At 38.3% G+C, this 24409-nt stretch carries 22 protein-coding genes and 3 pseudogenes; 17 read left to right on the top strand and 8 right to left on the bottom strand.

Features of this window, described 5'->3' with window-relative positions:
* Window positions 1–2 precede the first annotated feature (2 nt).
* The 11 genes and pseudogenes from HXT26_RS04030 to HXT26_RS03980 all read left to right on the top strand — a co-directional run bounded on the left by HXT26_RS04030 (window position 3) and on the right by HXT26_RS03980 (window position 8444).
* A complete protein-coding gene (locus tag HXT26_RS04030) occupies window positions 3–281 on the top strand; it encodes a hypothetical protein (RefSeq protein WP_004128533.1) in 279 nt (92 codons plus the stop codon).
* 265 nt (window positions 282–546) lie between these two features.
* Window positions 547–768 carry a hypothetical protein gene (locus HXT26_RS04025; protein ID WP_004128528.1) on the top strand — a complete coding sequence of 74 codons (222 nt, stop codon included), beginning with the start codon at window positions 547–549 and terminating at the stop codon, window positions 766–768.
* Window positions 769–931: 163 nt separating this feature from the next.
* On the top strand, window positions 932–1837 hold the full coding sequence (locus tag HXT26_RS04020; protein WP_064623273.1) for a BRCT domain-containing protein: 906 nt from the start codon (window positions 932–934) through the stop codon (window positions 1835–1837).
* Window positions 1838–1862: 25 nt separating this feature from the next.
* Window positions 1863–2666 (top strand): annotated as a pseudogene (locus HXT26_RS04015) (KilA-N domain-containing protein).
* Window positions 2667–2984, top strand: a pseudogene (locus HXT26_RS04010) (hypothetical protein); the annotation flags it as partial.
* Between the two features lie 449 nt (window positions 2985–3433).
* Window positions 3434–4027 (top strand): hypothetical protein, encoded by a 594-nt coding sequence (locus HXT26_RS04005; protein ID WP_422111924.1) that lies wholly within the window; start codon window positions 3434–3436, stop codon window positions 4025–4027.
* Between the two features lie 91 nt (window positions 4028–4118).
* Window positions 4119–4402, top strand: a pseudogene (locus HXT26_RS04000) (hypothetical protein).
* A 105-nt stretch (window positions 4403–4507) separates the two neighbouring features.
* The gene (locus HXT26_RS03995) at window positions 4508–4801 is read left to right on the top strand and encodes a hypothetical protein (RefSeq protein WP_219620829.1); all 294 of its coding nucleotides are present in this window, start codon (window positions 4508–4510) and stop codon (window positions 4799–4801) included.
* A 155-nt stretch (window positions 4802–4956) separates the two neighbouring features.
* Window positions 4957–5475, top strand: a complete 519-nt coding sequence (locus HXT26_RS03990; RefSeq protein ID WP_010248268.1) for a ClbS/DfsB family four-helix bundle protein — start codon at window positions 4957–4959, stop codon at window positions 5473–5475.
* 445 nt (window positions 5476–5920) lie between these two features.
* Window positions 5921–6679 (top strand): hypothetical protein, encoded by a 759-nt coding sequence (locus HXT26_RS03985; RefSeq protein ID WP_064340703.1) that lies wholly within the window; start codon window positions 5921–5923, stop codon window positions 6677–6679.
* 10 nt (window positions 6680–6689) lie between these two features.
* The gene (locus HXT26_RS03980) at window positions 6690–8444 is read left to right on the top strand and encodes an InlB B-repeat-containing protein (protein WP_258003521.1); all 1755 of its coding nucleotides are present in this window, start codon (window positions 6690–6692) and stop codon (window positions 8442–8444) included.
* 518 nt (window positions 8445–8962) lie between these two features.
* On the opposite strand, the gene HXT26_RS03975 is transcribed toward HXT26_RS03980, so the two are convergent.
* The 8 genes from HXT26_RS03975 to HXT26_RS03940 are packed head-to-tail and all read right to left on the bottom strand — an operon-like array spanning window position 8963 to window position 19710.
* The gene (locus tag HXT26_RS03975) at window positions 8963–11935 is read right to left on the bottom strand and encodes a type I restriction endonuclease subunit R (protein ID WP_422111923.1); all 2973 of its coding nucleotides are present in this window, start codon (window positions 11933–11935) and stop codon (window positions 8963–8965) included.
* Between the two features lie 5 nt (window positions 11936–11940).
* Window positions 11941–12972: a virulence RhuM family protein gene (locus HXT26_RS03970; RefSeq protein ID WP_285085143.1), complete on the bottom strand. Its 1032-nt coding sequence runs from the start codon at window positions 12970–12972 to the stop codon at window positions 11941–11943.
* Window positions 12973–12974: 2 nt separating this feature from the next.
* On the bottom strand, window positions 12975–14360 hold the full coding sequence (locus HXT26_RS03965) for a restriction endonuclease subunit S (RefSeq protein ID WP_285085144.1): 1386 nt from the start codon (window positions 14358–14360) through the stop codon (window positions 12975–12977).
* Window positions 14357–16363: a type I restriction-modification system subunit M gene (locus HXT26_RS03960; protein WP_422111922.1), complete on the bottom strand. Its 2007-nt coding sequence runs from the start codon at window positions 16361–16363 to the stop codon at window positions 14357–14359. The genes HXT26_RS03965 and HXT26_RS03960 overlap by 4 nt, the downstream gene beginning before the upstream one ends.
* A complete protein-coding gene (locus HXT26_RS03955; protein ID WP_285085146.1) occupies window positions 16363–16611 on the bottom strand; it encodes a helix-turn-helix domain-containing protein in 249 nt (82 codons plus the stop codon). The genes HXT26_RS03960 and HXT26_RS03955 overlap by 1 nt, the downstream gene beginning before the upstream one ends.
* Complete coding sequence (locus tag HXT26_RS03950) at window positions 16604–18250, bottom strand: DUF2326 domain-containing protein (RefSeq protein WP_285085147.1); 1647 nt, start codon at window positions 18248–18250, stop codon at window positions 16604–16606. Before HXT26_RS03950 ends, HXT26_RS03955 begins: the two co-directional genes overlap by 8 nt.
* The gene (locus HXT26_RS03945; protein WP_285085148.1) at window positions 18240–18470 is read right to left on the bottom strand and encodes an ABC-three component system middle component 7; all 231 of its coding nucleotides are present in this window, start codon (window positions 18468–18470) and stop codon (window positions 18240–18242) included. Before HXT26_RS03945 ends, HXT26_RS03950 begins: the two co-directional genes overlap by 11 nt.
* A complete protein-coding gene (locus HXT26_RS03940; RefSeq protein WP_422111921.1) occupies window positions 18454–19710 on the bottom strand; it encodes an ABC-three component system protein in 1257 nt (418 codons plus the stop codon). The genes HXT26_RS03945 and HXT26_RS03940 overlap by 17 nt, the downstream gene beginning before the upstream one ends.
* 213 nt (window positions 19711–19923) lie before the next feature.
* On the opposite strand from HXT26_RS03940, the gene HXT26_RS03935 reads away from it, so the two are divergent.
* The 6 genes from HXT26_RS03935 (at window position 19924) to HXT26_RS03910 (ending at window position 24336) form a co-directional block, all read left to right on the top strand.
* Window positions 19924–20061, top strand: a complete 138-nt coding sequence (locus tag HXT26_RS03935) for a hypothetical protein (protein ID WP_180947116.1) — start codon at window positions 19924–19926, stop codon at window positions 20059–20061.
* A 275-nt stretch (window positions 20062–20336) separates the two neighbouring features.
* On the top strand, window positions 20337–20966 hold the full coding sequence (locus HXT26_RS03930) for a hypothetical protein (protein ID WP_422111920.1): 630 nt from the start codon (window positions 20337–20339) through the stop codon (window positions 20964–20966).
* Window positions 20967–21113, top strand: coding sequence for a hypothetical protein (locus tag HXT26_RS03925; RefSeq protein WP_180946766.1), 147 nt, complete (start codon window positions 20967–20969; stop codon window positions 21111–21113).
* Window positions 21088–21762, top strand: coding sequence for a Rha family transcriptional regulator (locus tag HXT26_RS03920; protein ID WP_057002103.1), 675 nt, complete (start codon window positions 21088–21090; stop codon window positions 21760–21762). Before HXT26_RS03925 ends, HXT26_RS03920 begins: the two co-directional genes overlap by 26 nt.
* Window positions 21755–22123, top strand: a complete 369-nt coding sequence (locus HXT26_RS03915; protein WP_422111919.1) for a hypothetical protein — start codon at window positions 21755–21757, stop codon at window positions 22121–22123. The genes HXT26_RS03920 and HXT26_RS03915 overlap by 8 nt, the downstream gene beginning before the upstream one ends.
* Window positions 22123–24336, top strand: a complete 2214-nt coding sequence (locus HXT26_RS03910) for a phage/plasmid primase, P4 family (protein WP_422111918.1) — start codon at window positions 22123–22125, stop codon at window positions 24334–24336. Before HXT26_RS03915 ends, HXT26_RS03910 begins: the two co-directional genes overlap by 1 nt.
* Window positions 24337–24409 lie beyond the last annotated feature (73 nt).

The following is a 24409-nucleotide window of genomic DNA, read 5'->3' as shown; positions in this document are numbered from 1 at the left end:
AATTGCAGAACCAGGATGAGTATGAGAAAAAATATACGAGTCTAGTGAACAGGTTTAATACTGTAGAATCAAGGCTTAAGGAAGTAAAAGCTCGCATTGTTGACAAGCAAATGAGGCATGATGAAGTTGAATATTTTATCGAGGACTTGAAAAAACAGGACTTGTTAACAGTGTTCGATGAAAACGTCTGGCTTAGTATGGTTTACTATCTAATCGTGCATCAAGATGGAAAGGTTGATATTATCTTCCTTGATGGGAGTGTAATGAAAGTAGACGAGTAAATAACAAATATACAATATATGAAGGCAAGTCAATATAGATTTTTTCTTGTATGATTAACTCAAGAAAAGTTAGCATAAAAGGTTGGCAAGCCATGAAAAAACTGACAAAATCCTTGACAGACAGACAGCGTAGTTCTGTCTCTTTTCACGTAGAATTTTTAATTGGCAGAAATATATACCTGATGTATAGGTATGCGTTCCTTCCTATCTTTATGAAATTTTTCAAAACAATAAAAGAACATTATTAGATTAAAAAGGAGGATTTATGAAAAATACGAAAAAATGCCCAAAGTGTGGGGGAAGTGAAATTATATTTGTGCCTGGATCTGCTGGGGTTTATGGGACTGGAAATAATATTATGACTGGCCATACAATTATGTCGGCAGTACCTATTGATAGGTATATTTGCACTGCCTGTGGTTTTAGCGAGGAGTGGATTGACCTTGATAATATGGATAAATTAAAAAAGAAATATGATGAGATTTAAATGAGAGTTACTTTTATATGAGGGTGGGATAATAGTTAAAACAGCAGGTCGAGGATTAAAATCGACCTGTTTTTATGTTTAAGGCACTTAGCTTTCAAGATATAATGAGTATTAGAAGATAAATTTGTAAAAGCTCATTTCAATAGATGAAGGAGGTGCTTTCATGTCCAATTCAAACTCAAATTACACTAAGCAACTCATTGATGATTACTGTGTGCTAGATACCGAAACGACCGGCTTTTCTGCGTATTATAATGAGATTATTGAGATTGGTATCTTAAAAGTTAGAAATAATGAGATAGTAGACCGTTATGATCAGCTGATTAAACCGAGTATAGAAGTAGACGGTTTTATTACAGCATTAACAGGAATAACTAATGACATGCTGGAAGGTATGCCATCTATAGACAGTGTGAAAACGTCTGTGCTTTCGTTCATAGGTGATGACATTATCCTTGGTCATAGGACTTCTTTTGATATGCGCTTTTTGAATGAAGGCTTTAAGGAACAACTGACTAACCGGTATATGGATACGATGCAATTTGCAAGAAAACTGTATCCTGAGCTGAAACATCACAGACTCTCCGATTTAACTGACTACTTAGGATTACACAATAATGAACACCGTGCTTTATCAGACTGCACATCAACGAAAGAATTATATGATGCTGTTAAAACACGCATGGCTGAGAAGAATCTAGTAATTGAAGATTTATGGCCTGTTAGCGGAAGTCACGGTGGTAAAGGGATAGATATCAAAGCAATTAAGCCTGATGAAGTGGTTGTTGATAAAGATGGATTTTTCTATAATCGGCACGTGGTTTTCACCGGTAAGCTTGAGAAAATGCTTCGAAAAGATGCTAAGCAGATTGTAGTGAATCTCGGCGGTGTTTTAGATAATAGTGTGACTAAGCAGACGAACTGTCTGATCCTTGGTGACAATGATTACAATGCAATTCTTAAAGGTGAGAAGTCTTCAAAGCATAAGAAAGCGGAAAAGCTCAAGCTTGAGGGGCAAGATATAGAAATTATTGATGAGCGTACTTTCTATGATTTGCTAAATGTGTGAAATTGGATGATTGAGAGGTGATTACGTGTCTAAAATAAATGTTGAAGGTTCAGAAATCAGTATTATTGCCATTGACAATAGAGATTATATTTCTTTAACGGATATGGTTAGAAATATTGATAACGGTTCTGCTTTGATTGAAAAGTGGCTTAGGAATAAGAATACGATAGAGTTTTTAGGTATTTGGGAAGAAATGTATAACACGAATTTTAATTCCACCGAATTCGAGGGAATTAAAAATGAAGCAGGACTTAACCGTTTTATATTATCTGTTAAGCAATGGGTGGAGAAAACCAATTCTATCGGTATCGTTGCTAGAGCGGGAAGATATGGTGGAACTTATGCTCATAAAGATATAGCGTTTGAGTTTGCTTCTTGGGTATCGCCATAATTTAAATTATATTTAATCAAAGAATTTGAACGTTTAAAGGAAGAAGAACAGAAGAAGTTAGGATGGGATATTAAAAGAAATTTGGCAAAAATAAATTATAGAATTCACACAAATGCCATTAAGAACAAACTTGTACCAGATAAACTTTCAAAAGAAAAAATCAATTTTATTTATGCAAATGAAGCGGATATTCTTAACGTTTCTTTATTTGGAATAACAGCTAAAGAGTGGCGTGATGAAAATCCGGATTTAAAAGGCAATATTAGAGATTATGCAGATATATCTCAGTTTGTTTGCCTTTCTAATCTTGAGAATCTTAATGCTGTATTTATAAATGAAGGTATGAGTCAATCTGAAAGATTGGAGAAATTAAATGCAATAGCTATTGAACAAATGAGGATACTATCTGAAAGTGAATCAATTAAAAAATTGCAATAAGTTGCGTCGTATCATTGGGAAACAGTAGCGGTGTCTCGGGAAGAGTTTCATATGCCATAAAACTATATGAACAAAGATGAGTTGTATCTCTTTGTGTCGCGAGATATTCTGGATTCTCATTATGATTTGTCTAAAGTTACTCTTGGAGATAAGCGTATCAAGTTAGTTGACTCACAGTTTAATTTGTCTAGTTCAGGACTTAAAACTTTATTTTTAGTTGGGAAATTTGATTTAAAAGACAAGTCAAGTTCTGATATTCTTAAAGTACCAGGGATTAATAAAACAGGTAATGTTGCTGTAAGTTATAAGAAGAAATAGTAATATTTTGCACTCAAAAACCAAGCTATTAAGCCAATCTTAAACCTTTTAACGATAGCTTTTCCTATCGTTAAAAAGTGCACCCACTATCCATAGTGTGCACTCAAAAAAGTGTAGCTATACTTGGAGTTCTCTCAATCCACGTTGAGAGCGTTGTATTGATGTCAAAGGCTGATTAGGTGGGTGCATTTTTGCCCTTATGTAGCAGGGGTTTGCGAGGGCTATCGTTAAAAGGTTTAATGAGTGGTGGCTTTAGGCTGGGTTCTCGCGGTCTTTGAGAGTGATTTTGCTGTATGAGGGAAGATATCAACGCTCTGGGGTCGAGTGCACAGGATGTTAACGTTAAAAAGTGCACCCACTTTGCACCCACCCTGTGAAGTGGGAAAATATAGCTCAAAAGGTAAAATGAAACCTGATTATTAGTATGTGCACGAGGAGGTGCTTAAGGAATGGATAATAAGAAGTTTATCGCAGAGACGAAAGATGTTCGTTTAACGGTGAAACGTGCTGATACATTTGGCGTGAGCTTTGTTAACTGTGAACAAGATATATTGAGGGTTGAGGAAGCGAAAAATGTTATAAGGCTTATTCAAACTAAAAAAGTCTCAGCTTCGAATTGGGTGAGGTGGCTTACTCAGGGTATGCCTGAAATTGTTGTGAGTTTGCCACATGATGTGGAAGTTTGTGAGGTTGAATCTGATTCTAATCAAGTGCTCATCACAGATATTGAGATTGGTAAGCTTGATGTAGAAGTGAACAATGGCAAGGTAGAAGTTGTTAATTTGAAGGCGGATGATGTCTTTCTTAAATGTTATAATGGGTTGGCTTCAGCAACAAACGTAGAAGTAACTCATGTTTGTACGCTTGATACGTTAAATGGCATGAGTATTTTAGAAGGAACAATCACCAAGGATGCAAGCCTTGAAGTAGATTGTGAGAATGGTGTCACCGAGGTTTCAGATAAGAAGAAGGTAAATTGTAAAAACGATGGATTTGCGCATTACATGGTGCACTGTCTTAATGGGAAAGCTATTGCGAAGTAGCAGACATATAGATCAAAAAAGAAGCAATAAAACTTGATATAAGTTGGAATTAGAGCGTATATAGACATACCGATAAAGGAGGAAGCCGTATATGCTCTATGTAAAATTTGATGATTTCGAAGATGTTAGCGTCGGGGAAATGAGAAAGACCATGGCATGTTTATTCCAATTAAGGATGGGAATGTGTATGCTGAGTGCGAACGGTGCGGTGTAGTTGAAAGGATCACCTCACCATGCGAATTCATTGCTAGCACATTTAGGTCAAGAGTCAACTTCAATGAGGGTTATGAACTTTGCGAGAAGTGTTTGCAAGAGGTTGAGTTTGTTACTGTCGCTTTGAGAACTGGAAAATTACCTAATCGAGAATTGAAATAACTGAAAAAGCAAAGCAGTGATAACCGTAGTAATACAGGAAAAACTAAAGGGTTAGACCAATTTCTGAAAATAGCCTAACAATCTCACATCGAGACGGTAGCACTTTTGTCCAAACTTGATGTCGATAAGCATATAAATATTGAAATTGAGCTGGATGAGTTTGATTTGACAAGTGCTGAGAGTAAGGCAACATATGCTCAAATCAAAGAATATGTTTGGAATAAATTTGAATTAAAAGTTTCGACATTATATATTGCACAGATAAAAAGGAAATGTGGAATAGAATTACGAGAACATTACAACAAGTCTAAAAAGGAGAAACAAATTATTCCACAGTGTACACCTGAAAAAGAAGAAGCCATTATGAATGCCTTGAGACACTTCAAAATGATTGAATAGAAAAGAATGACAGCATACGACTTTCTGCATTTATTACATTCCTACTTGGTATAGGAACAACTATTATTCTTTTCTTGCAAGGTATCAATTAGAAAATAGGGTCAATATAAAGAATGGTAGGATAATATCTATATATAAACCATGGAGGTAGGCATATGAGGTCTTATGAAAGTAAGGAAGAATTAAAGAATGAGATAAAGAAAACTTTTGAAAAATATATTTCAGAGTTTGACAATATACCAGAAGAACTAAAAGATAAAAGACTAGAAGAAGTTGATAGGACACCAGCAGAAAATCTTGCCTATCAAGTAGGCTGGACGACTTTAGTATTAAAATGGGAAGAAGATGAGAAAAAAGGTATAGATGTTAAAACACCATCAGATAAATTCAAGTGGAATCAACTTGGAGAATTATATCAATGGTTTACAGATACCTATGCCCATAAATCTCTATATGAACTAAAAGAACAACTAACAGAAAATGTAAAAAAAATTTATCTTATGATAGATGAATTAACAGATGAAGAATTATTTAAACCACATATGAGAAAATGGGCAGATGAAGCAACCAAAACTGCTACTTGGGAAGTATATAAATTTATTCATGTAAATACAGTAGCGCCATTTGGAACATTTAGGACTAAGATTAGGAAATGGAAGAAATTAGTTCTATAGATAGAAAAGTATAAATAAGTTTACTTAGGAGGATTTTATGGCAGTTGCAAATATCAAAGTTACATTAAATTGCCCAATAGGAAAGGTCGAGTTTACCTTCCTTGATGGGATCGTAATGAAAATAGACAAGTAAATAACGGATATACAATATATAAAGGCTAGTCAATATAGATTTTTTCTTGTATAATTAGCACAAGAAAAATTAGCATAAAAGGTTGACAAGCCATGAAAAGACTGACAAAATCCTTGACAGACAGACAGACAGACAGACAGACAGACAGACAGACAGACAGACAGACAGACAGTGTAGTTCTGTCTCTTTTCACATAGAATTTTTTAATTGGCAGAAATATATACCTGATGGATAGGTATGTGTTTCTGCCTATTTTTATGCAATTTTTCAAAACAATAAAAAGAACATTATTGGATTAATAAGGAGGAAAATATGAAAACATTAGTAAAAAAGACAATGGGTTTATTGATGGCTACATTAGTAGCATTTGGTGTAATGGCTGGAACTACACAGGCATTTGCGGCTGAAGGACAACTTGTATATAAAGTTGATAGTCAATTAAATGTAAGCGGATCCTTTTTCTTAAAGAAAATTACAGGAACCGTTGATGTGAGTAAGACTGTAACTGCATCTCCAGTCACTCCAATTGAAGGGCAAAAAGACTCTTATGCAGGTACTATAAGCGCAAGCGTGGAAGCTGCTGACCTTTTTGAAGGAGCCTACAAAGTATATGAGAAAGAAATAAAAGGACAAGGTTTTGGACCTTGGAAATTTGAAAATATAATCATGTCCAGAGAAGGCGAAAAGTTCCCTATTGCTCAGTATACGGTAAAATTCCCTTCTAACTTCCACGTTGATAAGACGGGAATTAAAGCTACGGAAAATTCATCTGCTATCAGTGGTATTGAGGCTGAATATGTAGAAAAGGATAATTCAGTTGTTATCACTATTCAATTAGGAAATTGGAATGATTATCAAGAATTCTTTAAGCTTGTAGAAAGTGAACGTAATCAAACTGGGCATGAAATTAACGTAAATATCCCATATACCGTAGAAGGAAAAGAAGAATTACTTGGAACTATAACTGGTTCAGGAATTTGCCAATTATACAAATTTGGCAATCACCCAGTTAGTGATCCAATCGTTAACATCACCTCCCCATTAAAGTCACTTGAAATCAAGAGACCGTAGGAGGCTTTGTATGAAATTACTAAAAAATATGGCTGTAACGATAGTATCAGCCACATTGATTGCATCAACAGCATTTGTGTCACCAGTGTTTGCTGCGGATAAGAGCGAACCGCTTCCATATTTAATTAAGGATTTGTTGGCTGCTCCGTCTGAATATTTGACCGATAGTGCACTAAAGAATACGTATTGGGTTGATGTGGAAAAGAAAGAGATAACCGATGGTTTTACAGGGAAAACTTATTATGGGGTATTCCCTAAGTATTTAACCTCTCCAAGTAAAACAGCGATTGCTGATTTTCCATTTAACTCTTTAGACGGCATGACTAGTACTCCAAATGCGGGGATAGTGAATAGCTCTAATACGTATTGGTTCTTGCCTGGGATGAATTTTGAAGAAAGATATGGTTATCTCGCAGGGCAAGATACGGCAGAAGGAGATACAAAACCAGGACAACATCCTACAAGCCCTATCGAAAAGCGTGTCAACCCATTTGGCTTTGGGAAAAATGATTTATTAACTCAAGATGAAATTAAAAATCCAGTTGATAAACTTAAAGTATACGGTGATCTAAAGCTCAAGGATGCAACGGATTCCAAAGCGGTTGGTGAACTACAGCCTGGGGATCAACTGAATCTTGATTTTTCAGTTAGTATCCCATGGTTTAAGCGTTATCTCAATGGTTGGACGCTAAACTATACAAGACTTGGTGGTATGAATGACTCTGATGTTGAGAAATTCCACAATAGCTACGGTAAGGTTGATGCAGGATTTGCTTTTACGTTAGATATTCCAGATGGTGTAGAAGTAGCTAAGGATGTGTCTGCTAAAGTTAGTGGGCTTCAGGGGTTTTCAGCTAATGTAACCAAGACAACTAATGGTAAAACACTCATTGTTACATTGAAGAAAGATAATCCTGGAACAACTCAGAAATGGCAAGACATTATTAAAGAAGTTAAAAATGTAGATACCAGCAATATCGTGATTTCAGTAACTGGTCTATCTGTGAAAAAGACAGCTACTGAAGGTACAAAATATAGAATTCGTGGAACGGTATCCGGTTTCTATGATTTCGCCAATTCTTCCACAGAGAATTTTGTGAAAGCAACCACTGCAAGAGATAATAACTGTGCTAATCGCAATTATTTCTTTTTTGCAGCTGAACAGGATTCTAAAGGGTTAGATGCGAACGGAGAAGAAAATAAGTCTAAACAAATCTCTTATTCCTTCCAAGTGAAGAAGCCTGCTCAAAGCACGGTTACTTTCAAGGATGGCGATAATACGCATGCAACAGTAAAGGTAGAAACTGGTAAGGCTATTGATACTGATGCGTTGACTAATGAGTCTATGCCTGCTGATCCAATGAAGGCTGGTTATACCTTCAAGGAATGGAATACAAAGGAAGACGGTAAAGGTACTGCGTTTACGGGAGCAAGCGTAGTAAATGGTGATATGACTGTATATGCCATTTATACAAAAGATTCTGTGCCGACACCGGATCCGACTCCGAATCCTCCGGCACCAAATCCGGATCCAACTCCAAACCCACCTACACCTACACCGGATCCAGTGCCTAATCCACCGACTCCGGAACTTAAGCCAAATCCTCAGACACCAGCTCCTCAGCCGCAGCCTGAAAAGCATATTGGCATGATTCCTAAGACGGGTGAATCAGCATCATTTGCAGGATTGCTCGCAGCTATAGGGTTCTCGATTGCAGGACTTGCAATTCTTCGTAAGAAGAAAATGATGGAAGAAAACAAGTAAGTAGGCACTGCTTGTTTTAAGTAACGAGCATTGGTTATTAGAAGATGGCTCTAGCGATATGTTAGAGCCATCTTTTTGTATATTATCTTTTGATTGTTATTTGAGATATATTATTTCTTATTTTCAATAAGAAATAATATGATGCTCCAAGTCAAAGTTTCAGGATTCCTATAAATAGTTTCAGAGTTCAAGGGCAAGGTTTCATTGTATACAACACGTAATGAAACTAGAGATACTACAGGAAATGATACAAAGTTTGGTGGATGCTGCTTAGAAGAACACTGTAAATAAGGACTTATTGTAGGTTGATGAAACAGAAGAACGTGAATGAAAGTCTGGCGTGAATTGACGCTAGACTTTTTCTTTTTTTGGGGGGTGTCTTTTTTGCTTTTAAGGGTGTGTGCTATTTAGACAAGGGGGTGTTCTTAGGTTTAAGACATGAGGAATATCCTACACTTTTTCTAACAAAAAAGAGGTAACTTCTAAAATTTAAAAGTCACCCCCTGTACTTTTACGTGTTATTTTTCTTCTTTTGGTGGCGTGTATGGCTTACCTTCTTTGTTGTAGGTGAGATTAAATACCATATTAGATAACCACTTCTTGAATGAAGGGTTATCTTGGAATTGTTTGAATAATTCCATGTTATCGGACATGATGGCAATAATTACTTGTTGTAAAGCTCGTTCGCTTTCTAACCGTGCACTTTGCTCATCAGAATTACGCATGGCATTTTGATATTTTTTGTCCCTTGAAACCATTGCCGGAATTTCCAGAATTTGCCTTTTAACGTTATCGGCATCTTTCCAATCGATATTTCCGAAAATATCATTGAAATTAGAAAGGATGGTAGACAGCAAATCCATCTCAGGATTTAAGATGTGTGGCACACTTGCTGATGGAACGGGAGCCACTTCATTATCTACATCTTCTAATTTTATGGATAGACTATCTCTTGCTTCATTTCGATAGCTTTCCAAGTCAATTGAGTCAAGAATTCCTTGAGATAAGTCTTCTTCCTGTGGTGAAGGAAGCTTTGGAATAAGAAGATTTAGGAATATAGATAGTTTTTCCCATTCAGCATTACCGTATGGCAGAATGGCACCTAAGAATCCATAGGTCCTTACAAAGGATTTAGCCGCACTTTTGAAGGTAATCTGATCATCTGTATCCAATTGCTTGTAGAGTGCTGCGCATGCGTCTAAATGAGGGTCGAGTTGTTCACGTTCTGCACCGTTTAAATAGTTATTAACAAGCAGGTCTACATTATTTTTAGTATAAATCTGATAATTTTCCATTGTTGTTACAAGGTCATACAACTTATTGGGATCAGTTTCACCGGAGAGAATTGTTGTCTTATAGTATGTCAAAAAAGACTTAGCAATATCTTCAGGCTTATTTGCAAAATCAAGCACAAAAGTATCATGTTTTTGTGGGTGAGAACGATTCAATCTTGATAGCGTTTGTACAGCCTTAATGTCATACAAGAGCTTATCGACATACATTGTATGCAATAGTGGTTCGTCAAAGCCTGTCTGGAACATATCAGCCACAATAAGCAGACGATACGGGTCTTTCTTAAATTCTTTCGGAATGTTAGCATCTGGAAAACCGTTTAATCCTGCTGAAGTTAAAGGTGGTTCTTGACCGTTATACGCATGTTCACCGGAAAAAGCGATAATAGCTTTATATGGACTATGGCGATCAGCTAAGCATTTATTAATCGCAAAGTAGTATTCAATACAGCGTGGGATACTTGCTGTTACAACCATTGCGCGTGCTTGACCACCAATTTTTCCTTTTGCTATAACCTGTTCGTGGAAATGCTCTACCATCATGGCAGCTTTTTTAGCTATGGTAAAGCTATTGCCCTCTACAAAACTACGAAGCTTCTTCTGTGCGCGCTTTTTATCAAACATTGGGTCATCTTCCACGGTTTTTATAAGCTTATAATAGCTATCAATAGCTGTGTAGTTTTTCAAAACGTCTAGAATAAAGCCTTCTTGAATAGCCTGTTTCATTGTGTAAACGTGGAATGGCTTGTGCTTTATTTCTCCTGCTTCCTCGTAAGGTACACCAAAAGACTCTAAGGTTTTATTCTTTGGTGTAGCAGTAAAAGCAAAATAGCTGGCATTACTAAGTAACTTTCTGCCTTCCATCATGATGTTAATTTTATCTTCGTTGTCGTTAACATCATCTGAAGCACGACCAGATAGAGCTAAGTTCATCTGAGCGGCGTTTCTGCCGCTTTGACCTGAGTGGGCTTCATCGATAATAATGGCGAAATGGTTGTTTTTATGCTCCGGCCCAATTTCTGAAACTATATAGGGGAACTTTTCAACGGTAGTAATGATAATACGCTTACCATCAGTAATTGCTTTTCTTAACTCGCCTGAATGGTCTGCCCATATGACTGTACTGTTTACCTGCATAAACTGTTTGATCGTATCACGAATTTGCTTATCTAGAATTTTTCGATCGGTGACAACGATTACGGAGTCAAGAATCGGGTGCCCGTCATGTTCAAGCTCTATGAGCTGATGAGCGAGCCATGCAATGGAGTTTGATTTACCACTGCCGGCACTATGTTGAATAAGATATCTCTTTCCAGCACCATGTGCTTTGACATCGGCTAAAAGTTTGGTCACAACATCTAGCTGATGGTAGCGTGGAAAGATTTGTTTTTCTGTCTTCTTCTTGGTCTCTGGGTCAATATCGATAACAACCTGAGCATAGTTTTCTATGATGAGAGCTAACTTTTCCTTTGTTAAGATATCTTTCCACAGGTAATCTGTCATAATGCCATTCGGGTTCGGCGGATTTCCAGCACCATCGTTGTAACCTTTATTGAACGGCAAGAACCAACTATCTTTACCAGCTAGTTTTGTACAGAACTTAATTTGTTCATCATCAACAGCAAAATGAACCATACAACGCTTAAAAGAGAATAGAAGCTCTCGTGGATCTCGATCCATCTTGTATTGTTCTACAGCATCATCTGTATTTTGTTTGGTGAGCTGGTTTTTTAATTCAAAGGTGATTACAGGAAGCCCATTAATGAACACACAAAGATCCAGTGCTAGTTTGGTTGCATCAGAAGAATAACGAAGTTGCCTTGTTACGCTAAAAATATTTTGCTCAAAATGTTCTTGTGCTTTTATATTATTTTCACTCGGTGTGAGATAAAACAGAATAATGTCTGCAGGGTAAACTTTGATTCCATTACGCAAAACATCGATAATACCGCGTTTAGCCAGCTCTGATTGTAGGCGGTTCAGGAACGAGTGTCTTTTTTGTTCAGATTGTCCTATGCCTAACAAATCAAATTGTTCAGGCTGCGTTGTTTTAAGAAAGCGGAAAAGTTGCGTTTCGTCAATGGCATATTCCTTGTTGTAATCAGCGTTGGTGCCTTCTTCATAACCATTATGTTCAACAAGCCAATTGACAATGAGTGTTTCTAGGCCGTTTTCTTTTGTGTTGGTAAACGTCGTCATCGCACTTATTCCTCCGCTTTTTTCTTTGCTGTTTTCTCAAGGCTTTTTATTGTGTCAAGGTAAGATTTTTCAACGGGAGAAAGATTATTGACAATAAAACGCTGATATTCTTTATCTGCTTTTTCTATTGCCTGCTTATGGCTGACTTTGCCTGCACCATTTAAAAGCTTTTCTCCGGTAGCAGAAAGAATGTGATCTAAGTGTTCCACATAATCACTCATATGCATAGGATTGTGACGCATAGCTTGCACTTCAGCAAAATCGAAATATCCTGAAACAATACTATTCAATATCTTCAGCTCATCTTCTGATAAATAATTTTTAGCAATATGCGTGTCTTTTGCTGTTGGAAAATCGCCGGAAAAAGTAGTAAGGCCCATAAAAGGTTTATTCGCATCCGCTCGCTCAAAAATCACTTCAGCTGCGGTGTGTCCATGAGCAGCATAGTGAAGCTTATTTTGCACCATCTTGAAGAATGCAAGGGATTCTCTGCTTTTTGGGTTATAGTCCACGCTTGTGGCATATAAATCCAACACTTGACGATACATGACTTTTTCTGAAGAACGAATATCACGAATACGATCTAAGAGTTCATGCCAATAATTGCCACCTCCGAGCTGTTTTAAGCGTTCGTCGTCCATGGTAAAACCCTTGATCATGTACTCTTTCAAACGTTCAGTTGCCCAACGACGAAAATTAGTCGCAATTTTGGATTTAATGCGGTAACCAAGGGAGATAATCATGTCGAGATTGTAGTGTGGAATATCTCGTGTAACCTGCCTTGTACCCTCTGTTCGAACCTGTCGGAAATTCCGACAGGTTGAAACTTCATCAAGTTCATCTTCTTCATAGATGTGTCTAATATGTTCAGTTATGTTTGTACGAGATGATTGAAATAGCTCAGCCATTTGTTGTTGCGTCAGCCAAACTGTTTCATCCACGAAACGCACGTCAATTTTTGTTTCACCATCATCGCTTTGATAAATGACAAGGTCGCCTTGATTATCGGCACTAGATATTTTTTTGTCTTCAGGCATAATTACACCTCCTCTGGTATTTCATCTTCGCTCTGTAATGTGTCGTTATCATCTGATTTATAGAGAGTTTCTTCAACCTGTTCATAGTCTGGTATCTCAACATCTCGCACATCTATCTTACCGGTAACCACGTCGGCAATAAGGCTTGATTTTAGGTCGTGCAATGTTTTTAGTTCTTCATGTTTACTTAAAATGCATTTATCTATACTCTTTGACCTTTTATCAACTTCCAGTAATATATGTTTTTGCTCTTCAATAGGTGGTATACCAATAGTAAAATTTTTTATATAAGTTAATGGAACACGTTTTTGCCCTGCTGATCCAGTCATTGCTCTTTCACCTAATTTTCTAAATTCTTGCAACACGGTGATTAGGTAGAGAAACTTAGGCAGTATTCTACTATTAGCTCTTAGGTTGATAAGCTCTGTTGTTCCAAATCCTATTGTGGTATCTAACTCATCAAGACAAGCACCTTTACCATTTTCAAAGCAAGGGGTTATCTTAGCAATTACTACATCGCTTTTTGAAAAAGAAGAAAATCCTGAACGTACTTCCTTTAGGGGACGCTTAATAGAACAATCAATATTCCCAGTTTCACTAATATTTTCCATAGGTAAAAATGTAACTAAATCTAGATCTTTTAGCTTAGCTATTTCATTAGCAATAGAAGCATTGATGCGAGATACATGTTTCAACGAAAGTATTTCCCAATGTTGGGGAATTTTTCCTAGCCAAGAGATGCCGCCGTCTTTCATGGGAACGGTTTTATCCAGACCATGCGTAACAGCGTCGCTAATGGTTGCTTTTTTAAGTTCCTTCAGTTCCGTTATTTCTTGTTGCTTGAGGTTGATGAGCTTATTGATGCTCGATATTTTCCAATCGAGAAAACGCACAATTTGCTCTTGCTCCTCGCGTGGTGGTATGGGTAGAAATATAGATTTCATTTCGCTGTATCTTGTGGTCCATAAATCGGCAACTATACCTCGACCATAACGATAATATTCTTCAGAAAATGGCTGACAACGTAATAAATAATGAACAAATAATTGCTCAAGTTTCCTTTTTGGCTCTAAAACAATATTAATCAATGATACAGAGCCATCTAAAGCTGAAACACCGCAGGACCCCTTTCTATCTGAGCGGCTATTAATTACAAAGTCACCAGCTAGAACAAGTTTTCGATTATCGCTATCACTTGATTTTGCTGCATCCGTCAACTGGTGTAGAATACCGCTTTTTGTCACAGAAAGGGGCTGATAATCTTTATCTGAAACTTTTGTCTTTCGCTCTAAAAACAAACTGTTAATCTTCTTATATTCCCAATGCTTCGGTATTTTTGGCAACCACTGAATGCCGGTTGCCTTATATTCCTCGTATGCTTTTCTCATTTCAACCCCTCCATGATGCTATCTACCAAAGTTTTTGTTTCTCTTTCGAGGCAGGTGAGGTTGATTAAAATGTCATCCATGTTCCTAAGCTTAACAGGCTTGTAGAAGTATTTCGTAAAGCTAATCTCATATCCAATCTGGCGTTTGCTGCTGTCTTCATACGCATTGGGAGCATACGGCAACACTTCTTTTTGCATAAAAGCGTCAATACCGCCTTCGTACGTAAAGGGCACAATTTCCGTGTCGCGTAAATCGGGGTCTGCTTCATCTTTGACGGCTTTGGCTGTTTCGTCTCTTTCAGTGATGAATGGACGGATTTTTTTAAGCTGGGCAGCTTTGAGCTTTGTAGCTTTCGCAAACGTCGTCCAGTCATCAAGCGGAGTATAAGCAGGTAAATTCTCTAACGCAGCTCGTACAGTTTGTAAATCCTCATCTTTTTTGAAGGTATCTGCTGGTATTTCCCGCTTAGGATAGATACGCAAACGTAACGGTCGCTCTACAGTAATTGACCAGTAGCCAAAGTCTTCGTTCCTAAAGATTTTGCTGACTTCGCTTTCTTCCATTCCCATGAATATACGTACAATTTCTTTGCGGAGTTCAGGCGTAAATTCGCAGTTTTTCTTACCCATATTCTTGCGCAAAGCCGACTTCATAGCAGTGGCATCAATGAGTTGAATCTTACCTTTGCGACGCTCTTCTTTGCGGTTAGAAAGAATCCAAATATAGGTGGCAATACCTGTGTTATAAAACATATTGTCTGGCACAGCAATAATAGCTTCTACCAGGTCGTTTTCGATAAGATAGCGGCGTGCATTGCTTTCGCCGCTTCCAGCATCACCTGTGAAAATAGAAGAGCCATTGTGAACTTCAGCAATTCTGCTACCAAGTTCGGTATCGTTTTTCATCTTCGATACATTGTTAAGTAAGAACAAAAGCTGACCGTCGCTCACACGAGGAATCATGTTGAGTTCTTCGCCGCCTTCCAAGTATGCATTAAAGCGCGTATCAAGAATTTCTTTCTTTCCGCCCATCTTGTCAGCATCTGTTTTCCAGTTTTTGCCATATGGTGGATTGGAAAGCATGAAATCAAATTGTAGTGAAGGATTGGCATCAAGAGAAAGCGTAGAACCATAGGCAATATGCTCAGCCTGTTCGCCATCACCCTTTAGGAGCATGTCTGCCTTTGCTATTGCGTAGGTCTCTGGGTTAATTTCTTGACCAAAAAGATGAATTGATACTTGCTTGCCACGTCTTTGAGCAAGAGTTTCTAGGCGCTCCTGAGCAACAGTGAGCATTCCTCCCGTTCCGCACGCTCCATCGTAGCAGGAGTAAGTGGCGTCTTTGATTTTGTCTGCAACAGGAATAAAGATTAAGTCGCTCATAAGCTCAACGACATCACGGGGTGTCCAGTGTTCGCCAGCTTCTTCATTGTTTTCTTCGTTGAAACGGCGCAAAAGTTCTTCAAAGATAGTTCCCATGCCGTGATTATCAAGTGCAGGGTGTTTAAGGATTGTTTGTTTTCCGTCTTTGTAAATCGGATTTGGCGAAAGATTAATGTCTGGTGAGACGAATTTTTCAATTACAGCACCAAGGATACCAGCATCAACCATCGTTTTGATTTGTTCTCTGAATTTAAACTTCGCTAAAATTTCTTGAACGTTTGGTGAAAATCCGTCTAAGTAAGTCTCAAAATCGGTTTGTAAAGTTTGCATTTTTCCACGTGAAGTTAAATCACGTAGAGAAAAAGGTGAGGAATTACAGAAAGCTTGTCCTGCTGTTGCGCAAAGCACTGGCCATTGGTTGTCAATTCCAGCACTATCAAGCTGTTCTTTCAGTTTAAGGACAGCTTCTTTTGTAGGTTCAAGAACGGCATCAAGGCGGCGAATAACCGTCATTGGCAGAATAACATCACGATATTTACCACGAACGTAGACATCTCTTAAGCAGTCATCAGCAATACCCCAAATAAAACTAACAATAGCATTATGCGTTTGATTATCCATTATTTTACCTCATTGTTATTTATTTGTTTCACTTCGCAAATATCGGCAATACCACATTCAAGATATTGGCAGATGCGTAGTAGTGTTTCTGTGTTAACGTTTTCGCCTTTATTAAGCCTTGCTACTGAAGCGGCTGATATTCCAGCATCACGTTTTAAGTCTTCTTTTTTCTTTTGCTTATCAATCAGCAATTTCCATAGATTTGTGAAATCGAGTTTGATATGCAATTGTGTATTGTTGTTAGGCATTTTTCTTTTTTCCCCATTCCTTTCCAAATAATGCTTCGGAGTCATGGTCAAGATGCAAGCGAGTATTGTTCTTTATGATCTCTTTAGCCTTATTGTCGTATTTATCAGCTTCGTCAAGTGCGATGAAGATTTGCTTATTCTTAATCGTGTTATAGTGTGCGAGTATTCGATTTACTGCTTCTGTTTCTATTTGCTTAAACAGGAAAGAGTCCTCCATTATAACAGGCAGTTTTGAATGCTCTAATAATGCAAGATCAAAACTTAAAAGACTTCTATAACCTGAACCTGTGCCTGTATCATCAGCAATCGCATAACTGTATGAATCAATCTTCTTTAAGTTAAGCTTTGGTGGATTTCTTTTCTCGTCAGTAAAGCTACCGTCGACTTTTTTCAAATAGTCGTTAATTGATTTTTCTATCTCATGCAGAATATCTTTTGTGCTTTTTTCTATAACTACTTGAGCTTGTTTAAGTGTCTCTCTATTCTTTTCCTTTGTCTGGAAGTTTTGGTTGGCACGCTGAAGATTTGAAATTTCAGTTTTTAACTCATGATACGTTTGAGCACTTGCCGCAGTAATGTTCGGAGCAGTAGTAATATGAGTGATTTGCTCATCAAGTATCCTAAGCTTACTATCTACAACTTCTAGTTTTTCTTCGGTAGTCTTAATTTCCTCATTTACTTGTTTGGTGAGTAATTTCTTAATACCGGTGTGAAATCCTTCAATTTTAGAAAGATAATCGGCATCAAGTTCTGGTACAAACTCTTTAAGTTGTTCAAAATCGGCTTTGCTAAGACGTTTACTTGCGAGCGAATGATTATTAACTAATGCATTTAATTGATTGTTTAACATTGTTCGTTGCCTGAGTAAAGGCGTTTGAGCATGCTTTAATTCAGCAACCGTTTTAGCTTGTTCCTTGGTTAATTCTGATGGTAGTTTCTCACCGAAAGATTCCTGCACGGCTTGTAGTTCATCTTCTAATTCTTGAATTCTCTTAATGTTCTCTTCGAATTCCTTTTTATTTGAAGCCATATTTAGGCAGTAAATTGTTGGAGCTGTTTTTGCCGCATCAATAGCACTCTTTGCTTCTTCTTCAGCGGTGAGAACATTTTGTACAGGTTTTAGCATATCGAAAAGAGCAAGTAGCCTGACAATACCGCTACGATGTGTATCTGTCCTATGTCTTGAGAGCGGAAGAGTTGGTTTGTCGTTATCTCTTTGCCAGATTCTAAAAGTAGGACTTACAGCATCTCTCCACGTAATACCAATAGTGTCCATTCCATATGCGTGAGCAAGCATTTCACGATAGTCTTTTATGGGCATAGAGCTAATAGGGTGATAGTTATTATCGCAGACAAGAACCTCATTAGGCTTTTCAGTTCCACGAATGTAACAGTGTTTGTGTCCATTAAAGTTAAAGGCGTAACGAAAATTGTGGTCACCGATATGAGTCTTTACATCTTTTGAAAGTGTTAAATAATCTCCTCCACCAAAGACAAAATCTAAGATCATTAGAAAGGTACTTTTCCCGATAGAGTTTGTAGCACCTTCTGTGCCAAGCACTATATTCAGTCCGTTGCTAAATGTAATTGGACAAGGGGTACTATCTTTAAATTCGTCACAATACAATTCAGTTAACACGGCATAACACCCCCAATTCTTCATTTAAAGCAATTTTACCTAAGACGTACAAGCAGATAAGTGCGTCTATGTATTCATCAGTTGTTGGACGTTTATTTATAGGAATTTTTGTATAAAGGTTTAGAGGCGTGTATTGATGCCCGTTTAAAGCCTGCAGTATCGGTATAAAATATGAAAAAGTAGATTTTTCAAAAGGCACTGCCTTACTCGGATATTTCATCGAACACCTCACAATTCTGTACGAAAAATGCTGCAATAACTAATGCTTCCTGCGAATTCTCAGATACTCCGGCATGCCTTGCAATCCAGTTTCTAATATCGTAGAAAATTTGGCGCTGGTCATCTGTTTTTTCAGCCACTTCTTTGTAACAAGAACCTACTTGATCACAAATTCTGCTAAACCGTTTAGTCGAGCCATTATCAAGGCTTTCAAAAATAGACTGCACATAAAAATAATATGTGTCAGCCAATGTCTTAATCGACTTAGCCAGCATCCATTCCTCTTTTTTGATTTTTTGTGTAACTTTTTTGGGATTCCAATTTTCAGGCCTATTTTTCTTTAATGCTTCATCCGTAGGTTTTTCTACGAGTTCATTAAGAACACCTTTTATTTGATAGTCAAGATTATTGTTTTCAAAAACCTGTTCGATTTCTTGTTTTAACATATAGTCTTTGTAAATTTTTCTCAGCGTTTCCCAACTCGATGGTTCAGAGCCATCTTTACTTTTTTTGTAGTTTCCCTTGCGATAGCATGTAACACAAATCAGTATTCGTTTCATTTCATCAGAATCGGGAGCATCAGAAAATTCAACAGGATCATAGAGAACAGTAGTACTTGTTCCGTAACTAATCGTTAAACTATTGACATGGCAGATGGGACAAGTGTTATCTGATATATGGATGAGCCATCCGTCGTTTGCGTCTAAATCAATAGACCTTAGCTTATTTTTCAAACAGCACGCATAAAGAAACGTGTTTGAAAGGAATCGAGCTAAGGTTTCTTTTTTGCACAGTAAAAGCAATTCATTCTTTTGTGCAGCAGAAACCTCGGGATCATCTTGAATAAGGTCATACATCTCTCGGAGGAGGTCATTGACTTTATATTTTATGAGTTCTTTTTCTATATCTTTAAATTCAGCAAGTGCATCATCGTCTAAATCGCCAGCTTGGATTCGCTGCACTATTGCTGCATTCATTTCGACTGATTGATTTATAAGCTTACTGGCAACACTATCATCGATGAAGAGAACATTACCTTTGCGATCAGTAATATCATCTCTATCAATTAACCAGGATAACAATCTTAGTACTGTGTAATGCTGTCCAGCCATACTTTGCGTAGGAATCGTTTTATTTGTAGGTGTTAATGTAGTGCCAACATGGTTATTCCACCAAGAATGCTGTTCTTTAAGAGCACGTTGCATCGTAGCTGCAAATGTTCCAAAACAAAGCTGAGTCATATCTTTCCTCCTTCCGTACGCAAAATTTGAAAGTCTGCAACAAGACTCCAACAAGTCTCCGCTAAAGCCAATTGAAATCAGATTTTAGATAATTTAATTAACGAAACGGAGAGCTGTATTCGTGCATAAAGCACGTCTTTATTATACACGAATGGCTCTTAAAAGAGAACCTTTCGTTTCGTAAAAAGACGATGCGAAAAGGAGGTGATGAAAATGCAAAAGAATACTAAGCAGACCTCGAAGCGAGTAGCTTCCAAGGCTAGCAAAGTGATGCGTGACGGACGCTATAGCAAGACAGCTAAGTCTGTAGCTGGCAGTGCTCTCGCACAGACAAAGAAAAGTGGAAAGTAACCACTCTAAAAAATCTAAGTAATTGCAGGTCTGATTATTCAATCAGAATGCACCAGCCGAGGCATATGCCTCAACCTCTATGCGGAAATATCCCTTAGCTAAGGATTATTCGGAGTCCGCATAGAACAACTAAATAAGTACAGCAGTCTTACCGAATAAGGCAGCTGCAAGTCAAGATGAAGGAATTCTTCATTCTAGCTTGTGGTGTTTTGTCATGCCTTATTTGAGCTGAATTCAAGAAATTCCTTCATCGGAAATCAGATGGAGGATTTTTTATGAAAATTCGAGTTCGTTGTGACAAGCATTTTACAACATTCGACCTCAAGCTTGATGAGGTTAAAGGGTGGCTTAATATCGACCTTCTTCCCGATGAAAGCGAAGAAGAGTTTGAGAAAAGAGCACAAGAAAAGGTAGATGTTGAGTTTAACCGTCCCGAGTATAACTCTCTGCATAAATATGAGAGGCATAAAGGTTTTATTAAGCCTTACAGCGGTGACGACGGTGAGGAAACCGATGATTATGAGTCTTGCATGAGTGATGTTAGAGACTCTGGCATCTTTTTCAAAACAGTAAATCAGATTAAAGCTTCAGAAGAATATAGGGCAGTAGAGTCGTTTGTTTACTCGATTTTAAAGCCGGATGTGGCGGATCTTTTTATGGCTGTCCGTATTAGGAATATGGCGATTAACGAAAAAGCTGCATCCATGCTTAGCCATGATGCGTTTGAAACAGAGGCTGATTACAAAAAAGCCGTGGATCGCTTGGCTAACAACATTACACATAAGCTGAAGCGCGCTGAGAAAAAGTTAGTAAAGAATTTCAAAAAAGCGTCAGATTTTGGCATCCGCCGTGGCTACTTCATAGGAGGAACCAATTCCTCCAATAATCCGAAGGAGGTCATGTAGATGACAATCAAGAAAAGAATTGAACAGTTAGAGCTGATGGCCAAGATTCAAAATCAGCAAATCAAAGAACTTCAATATTCAGTTAGCGAGCTATCGCAGAGATTAAAGGGAGGTGTTCACCATGCAAGCAATGATTCCAATGAATAATTACGGCATTATGGCTGACAAGAACAACACCGCCAGAGTAGACAGCCGATTTATCGCACAGTTCTTTGAAAAAAGGCATTCTCATGTGATTCGTGATATCCAGGCAATAACTGAGCCCAAATCTGGGCTCAGTGAAGAATTTACTGAACTCAACTTTGAGCTCAGTAGTTATAAGGATTCAACAGGCAGAAAGCTCCCGTGTTACTTGCTAACCAGAGATGGATTCACCATTTTAGCAATGGGCTATACAGGTCCTAAAGCAATGAAGTTCAAGGAGCTCTATATTAAGCAGTTCAATAAGATGGAAGATTTCATAACAACCCTTGTGTCTGCAAGAGAGATGTTTCCGGTTCTTACAGAAAATATAAGTCTTGTTTATGACCACCCGAAAGCTTATCACTACAGCAACGAGTGCGACATGATCAACCGTCTTGTTTTAGGGATGCCTGCAAAACAAGTAAGAGAAACAAACGGCCTTGAGAAAGGGCAAAGCATACGTCCTTACCTCACATCAGGGCAAATGTATCTAATTGATCGTTTGCAGAAAATTGATGCAGGTCTTCTTATCTCAACACCAGATTTCCAAGCTAGAAAACGCCAGCTTGAATGGTATTTAACCAAGATAGATAAGGAGGCTAAAGATGAGTAAGTCTTATAAAAAGCATTTAGAAACGACACCGAATTTTAAGCCTATCGTCTACATTTGTGCTCCCTACCGTGGAGATAAGGAAAGAAACGTGAGTCACGCTATTCGGTGTGCGGCTTACGCGTATTCACGCGGAGCAATCCCCATCACTCCACACCTGCTTTTCCCGTTCATGGATGATGAGAATCAAAAGCATAGAGGGGATGCGATGTTTATGGACATTATCCTCTTAGGCAAGTGCAACGAACTATGGGTGTTCGGAGAAAAAATCACAGGCGGCATGCAAGTAGAAATCAATCTGGCAGAAAAACGAAAACAGCCGATTAAGTATTTCACGGATAAGGATTTAGGGGGTGAATATTGATGCTTGAATGCAAAATTTATACAGCTTCCTGTGTGGGAAACAGTAGTAACTGCTTGTATCCTGACGAAATAAAAGTCTGTGATCGAGATAGTTTTAATAAGGCTATCTCTTTTGACCATGTCACAGCACAGTTTACTAACAGTTATCGGTCTAAAGATAATTTCATTTCATCTACCTGTATTCCGATGGACTGTGATAACGATCATTCTGATGTTGGTAAAGACTGGGTGACGCCTTTTGATATTGCTTTAGCGTTTCCGAACGTGTGCTTTTACGCGTCTTATAGTAGAAACCACATGAAAGACAAGCATGGGAAGTGTGCAAGACCACGTTTTCACGTTTATTTTCCAATTGAAGAAGTAAGCGATGCTAAAGCTTATGTGGAGCTTAAAACAAGGATTCAATCAGTATTCCCGTATTTTGACAGCAACGCTCTTGATGCGGCACGTTTCCTCTACGGTGTTAAAACTCCGCTGGTAGAACTTTATGAGGGTGAAAAAACAATCACTGATTTTCTCTCGGAAGAAGCTTTTGGTGAATTTGATGCAGGAACAGAAGAAATACCATCAGGGCAGAGAAACTCTAGGCTTAGTCATATTGCCGGAAAACTCATCAAACGTTATGGGGCGACAGATGAAGCGCATGAGAAGTTTTTGAGTGAAGCTGAGAGGTGTAATCCTCCTTTGCCTGACGCAGAATTATCTAAAATCTGGTATTCGGCTAAAAAGTTCGGGCTTAAAGTAGCAAGTCAGGAAGGTTATATTCCGCCTAGCGAGTATGGCAAAAGCTATGAGGAGTATAAGCCGGATGATTTAACGGATATTGCGATGGCTGAGGTTTTTGCCAAACATAACAAGAATAAGGCTGTTTATACGATGTCTGCCGGCTGGCTTTACTGGACGGGAAAGAAGTGGGAAGCGTCTGAGCTTAAAGTTATGAAACTTTACATGCTTATTGCTAAAAAGGTTTTGAAAAATGCCGGTGTTGAGTTTAAGACAGCTTACGAACAGTTCATTCAAGCCGAATCATCAGGTGATAAAGAGCAGGCGGATAAAGCAAAGAGTGAAGTGAATCAGGCAAAACAGTATCTTTCGTTTGCTAAGAAGATGAATGATCACAGCAAAGTGTCCGGGATATTGAAGCTTGCTAAATCCATGCTGGAAGTTGCAAACGAAGAACTGGACCGTGATGCTTTCATTCTAAACACGCCTTGCGGAATCGTGGATTTAAAGACAGGCATGCTAAAAGCACATGATCCGTGTTCGTACTGTACGAAAATGACCGCTGTTTGTCCTTCACAGGAGAACATGGGATTGTGGCAGACAACACTTGATATGGTTACCGCAGGCGATAAAGAGTTTCAGACATTTCTTCAAAGCCATGCGGGTAGTACGCTTATAGGTCAAGTGTTTGAAGAATCGCTTTTGCTAGTGTACGGGTCAGGCGGCAACGGTAAGTCGACCGTGTTTAACGCGGAAGCACATGTGCTTGGAGATTATGCGGGGAAAATACCTGCAGAGTCTTTAACTACTCGGGCTAAAAACGTGAAGGTGGATTTAGCGGAGCTTTGCGGTAAAAGGTTTATTCTTGCCTCGGAAACCGAGGAAGGACAAAGGCTTTCTATTTCCATGCTGAAACAGATAGCAAGCGTGGATGATATTTCAGCTGAGAGGAAATATTATGCTCCTTTTACGTTTACACCAAGCCACTCAACTATTCTCTACACGAACCATCTTCCGAAGGTCGGTTCAAACGATAAGGGAACGTGGCGGAGAATCTTTGTTGCACCGTTTACGAAAGAAATCAAGAATCCGAAAACAGACTATGTTGATGAACTTTTGCGAAAAGCAGGTGGTGCAATACTTCAATGGATGATTGAAGGAGCCAAGCTTTATATCCAAAACAGTTATAAATTCCCTACTTGTAAGGTGGTAGAGCAGGCTAAGGACGCTTATCGGGCTGAAAACGACTGGATAGGCCATTTCATTACTGATTATTGCATTAAGGGTGTGAATGAAACGGAGATGAGTAGGAGTCTTTACTTGTCTTACCGTCAGTGGGCAAACCTTAACGGTGAATATGTTAGAAACGATAGGGATTTTTCTAAGGCTTTACTGTTAGCGGGTTATAGCAAAAAACGGACGGGTAAAGGCTACCAGTGGTGTGGGCTTTCCATTAATCCGAATTTGCAGGCACAGGAGGATTTTCTTTGATGTAAAGCACGGTAAAACTGAAAGATACTTCCTGAAAAATGTATAGGCGTGTAGGCAAACGTTTCGTATGGTA

Origin of the sequence: Gardnerella sp. DNF00497B (assembly GCF_049262725.1) — a bacterium.
GTDB lineage: Bacteria > Actinomycetota > Actinomycetes > Actinomycetales > Bifidobacteriaceae > Bifidobacterium > Bifidobacterium leopoldii.
This window is presented reverse-complemented; position numbering and strand designations above follow the sequence as displayed.

What these genes read in the sequence shown, in the direction of transcription:
- HXT26_RS03910 (WP_422111918.1), top strand. Translation starts at nt 22,123, where the DNA reads ATGCTTGAATGCAAAATTTATACAGCTTCCTGTGTGGGAAACAGTAGT.
- HXT26_RS03925 (WP_180946766.1), top strand. Translation starts at nt 20,967, where the DNA reads ATGACAATCAAGAAAAGAATTGAACAGTTAGAGCTGATGGCCAAGATT.
- HXT26_RS04020 (WP_064623273.1), top strand. Translation starts at nt 932, where the DNA reads ATGTCCAATTCAAACTCAAATTACACTAAGCAACTCATTGATGATTAC.
- HXT26_RS03920 (WP_057002103.1), top strand. Translation starts at nt 21,088, where the DNA reads ATGCAAGCAATGATTCCAATGAATAATTACGGCATTATGGCTGACAAG.
- HXT26_RS03940 (WP_422111921.1), bottom strand. Translation starts at nt 19,710, where the DNA reads ATGACTCAGCTTTGTTTTGGAACATTTGCAGCTACGATGCAACGTGCT.
- HXT26_RS03990 (WP_010248268.1), top strand. Translation starts at nt 4,957, where the DNA reads ATGAGGTCTTATGAAAGTAAGGAAGAATTAAAGAATGAGATAAAGAAA.
- HXT26_RS03960 (WP_422111922.1), bottom strand. Translation starts at nt 16,363, where the DNA reads ATGGATAATCAAACGCATAATGCTATTGTTAGTTTTATTTGGGGTATT.
- HXT26_RS03980 (WP_258003521.1), top strand. Translation starts at nt 6,690, where the DNA reads ATGAAATTACTAAAAAATATGGCTGTAACGATAGTATCAGCCACATTG.
- HXT26_RS03985 (WP_064340703.1), top strand. Translation starts at nt 5,921, where the DNA reads ATGAAAACATTAGTAAAAAAGACAATGGGTTTATTGATGGCTACATTA.
- HXT26_RS03975 (WP_422111923.1), bottom strand. Translation starts at nt 11,935, where the DNA reads ATGACGACGTTTACCAACACAAAAGAAAACGGCCTAGAAACACTCATT.
- HXT26_RS03970 (WP_285085143.1), bottom strand. Translation starts at nt 12,972, where the DNA reads ATGCCTGAAGACAAAAAAATATCTAGTGCCGATAATCAAGGCGACCTT.
- HXT26_RS03945 (WP_285085148.1), bottom strand. Translation starts at nt 18,470, where the DNA reads ATGAAATATCCGAGTAAGGCAGTGCCTTTTGAAAAATCTACTTTTTCA.
- HXT26_RS03915 (WP_422111919.1), top strand. Translation starts at nt 21,755, where the DNA reads ATGAGTAAGTCTTATAAAAAGCATTTAGAAACGACACCGAATTTTAAG.
- HXT26_RS03955 (WP_285085146.1), bottom strand. Translation starts at nt 16,611, where the DNA reads ATGCCTAACAACAATACACAATTGCATATCAAACTCGATTTCACAAAT.
- HXT26_RS03965 (WP_285085144.1), bottom strand. Translation starts at nt 14,360, where the DNA reads ATGAGAAAAGCATACGAGGAATATAAGGCAACCGGCATTCAGTGGTTG.
- HXT26_RS04005 (WP_422111924.1), top strand. Translation starts at nt 3,434, where the DNA reads ATGGATAATAAGAAGTTTATCGCAGAGACGAAAGATGTTCGTTTAACG.
- HXT26_RS03930 (WP_422111920.1), top strand. Translation starts at nt 20,337, where the DNA reads ATGAAAATTCGAGTTCGTTGTGACAAGCATTTTACAACATTCGACCTC.
- HXT26_RS04025 (WP_004128528.1), top strand. Translation starts at nt 547, where the DNA reads ATGAAAAATACGAAAAAATGCCCAAAGTGTGGGGGAAGTGAAATTATA.
- HXT26_RS03935 (WP_180947116.1), top strand. Translation starts at nt 19,924, where the DNA reads ATGCAAAAGAATACTAAGCAGACCTCGAAGCGAGTAGCTTCCAAGGCT.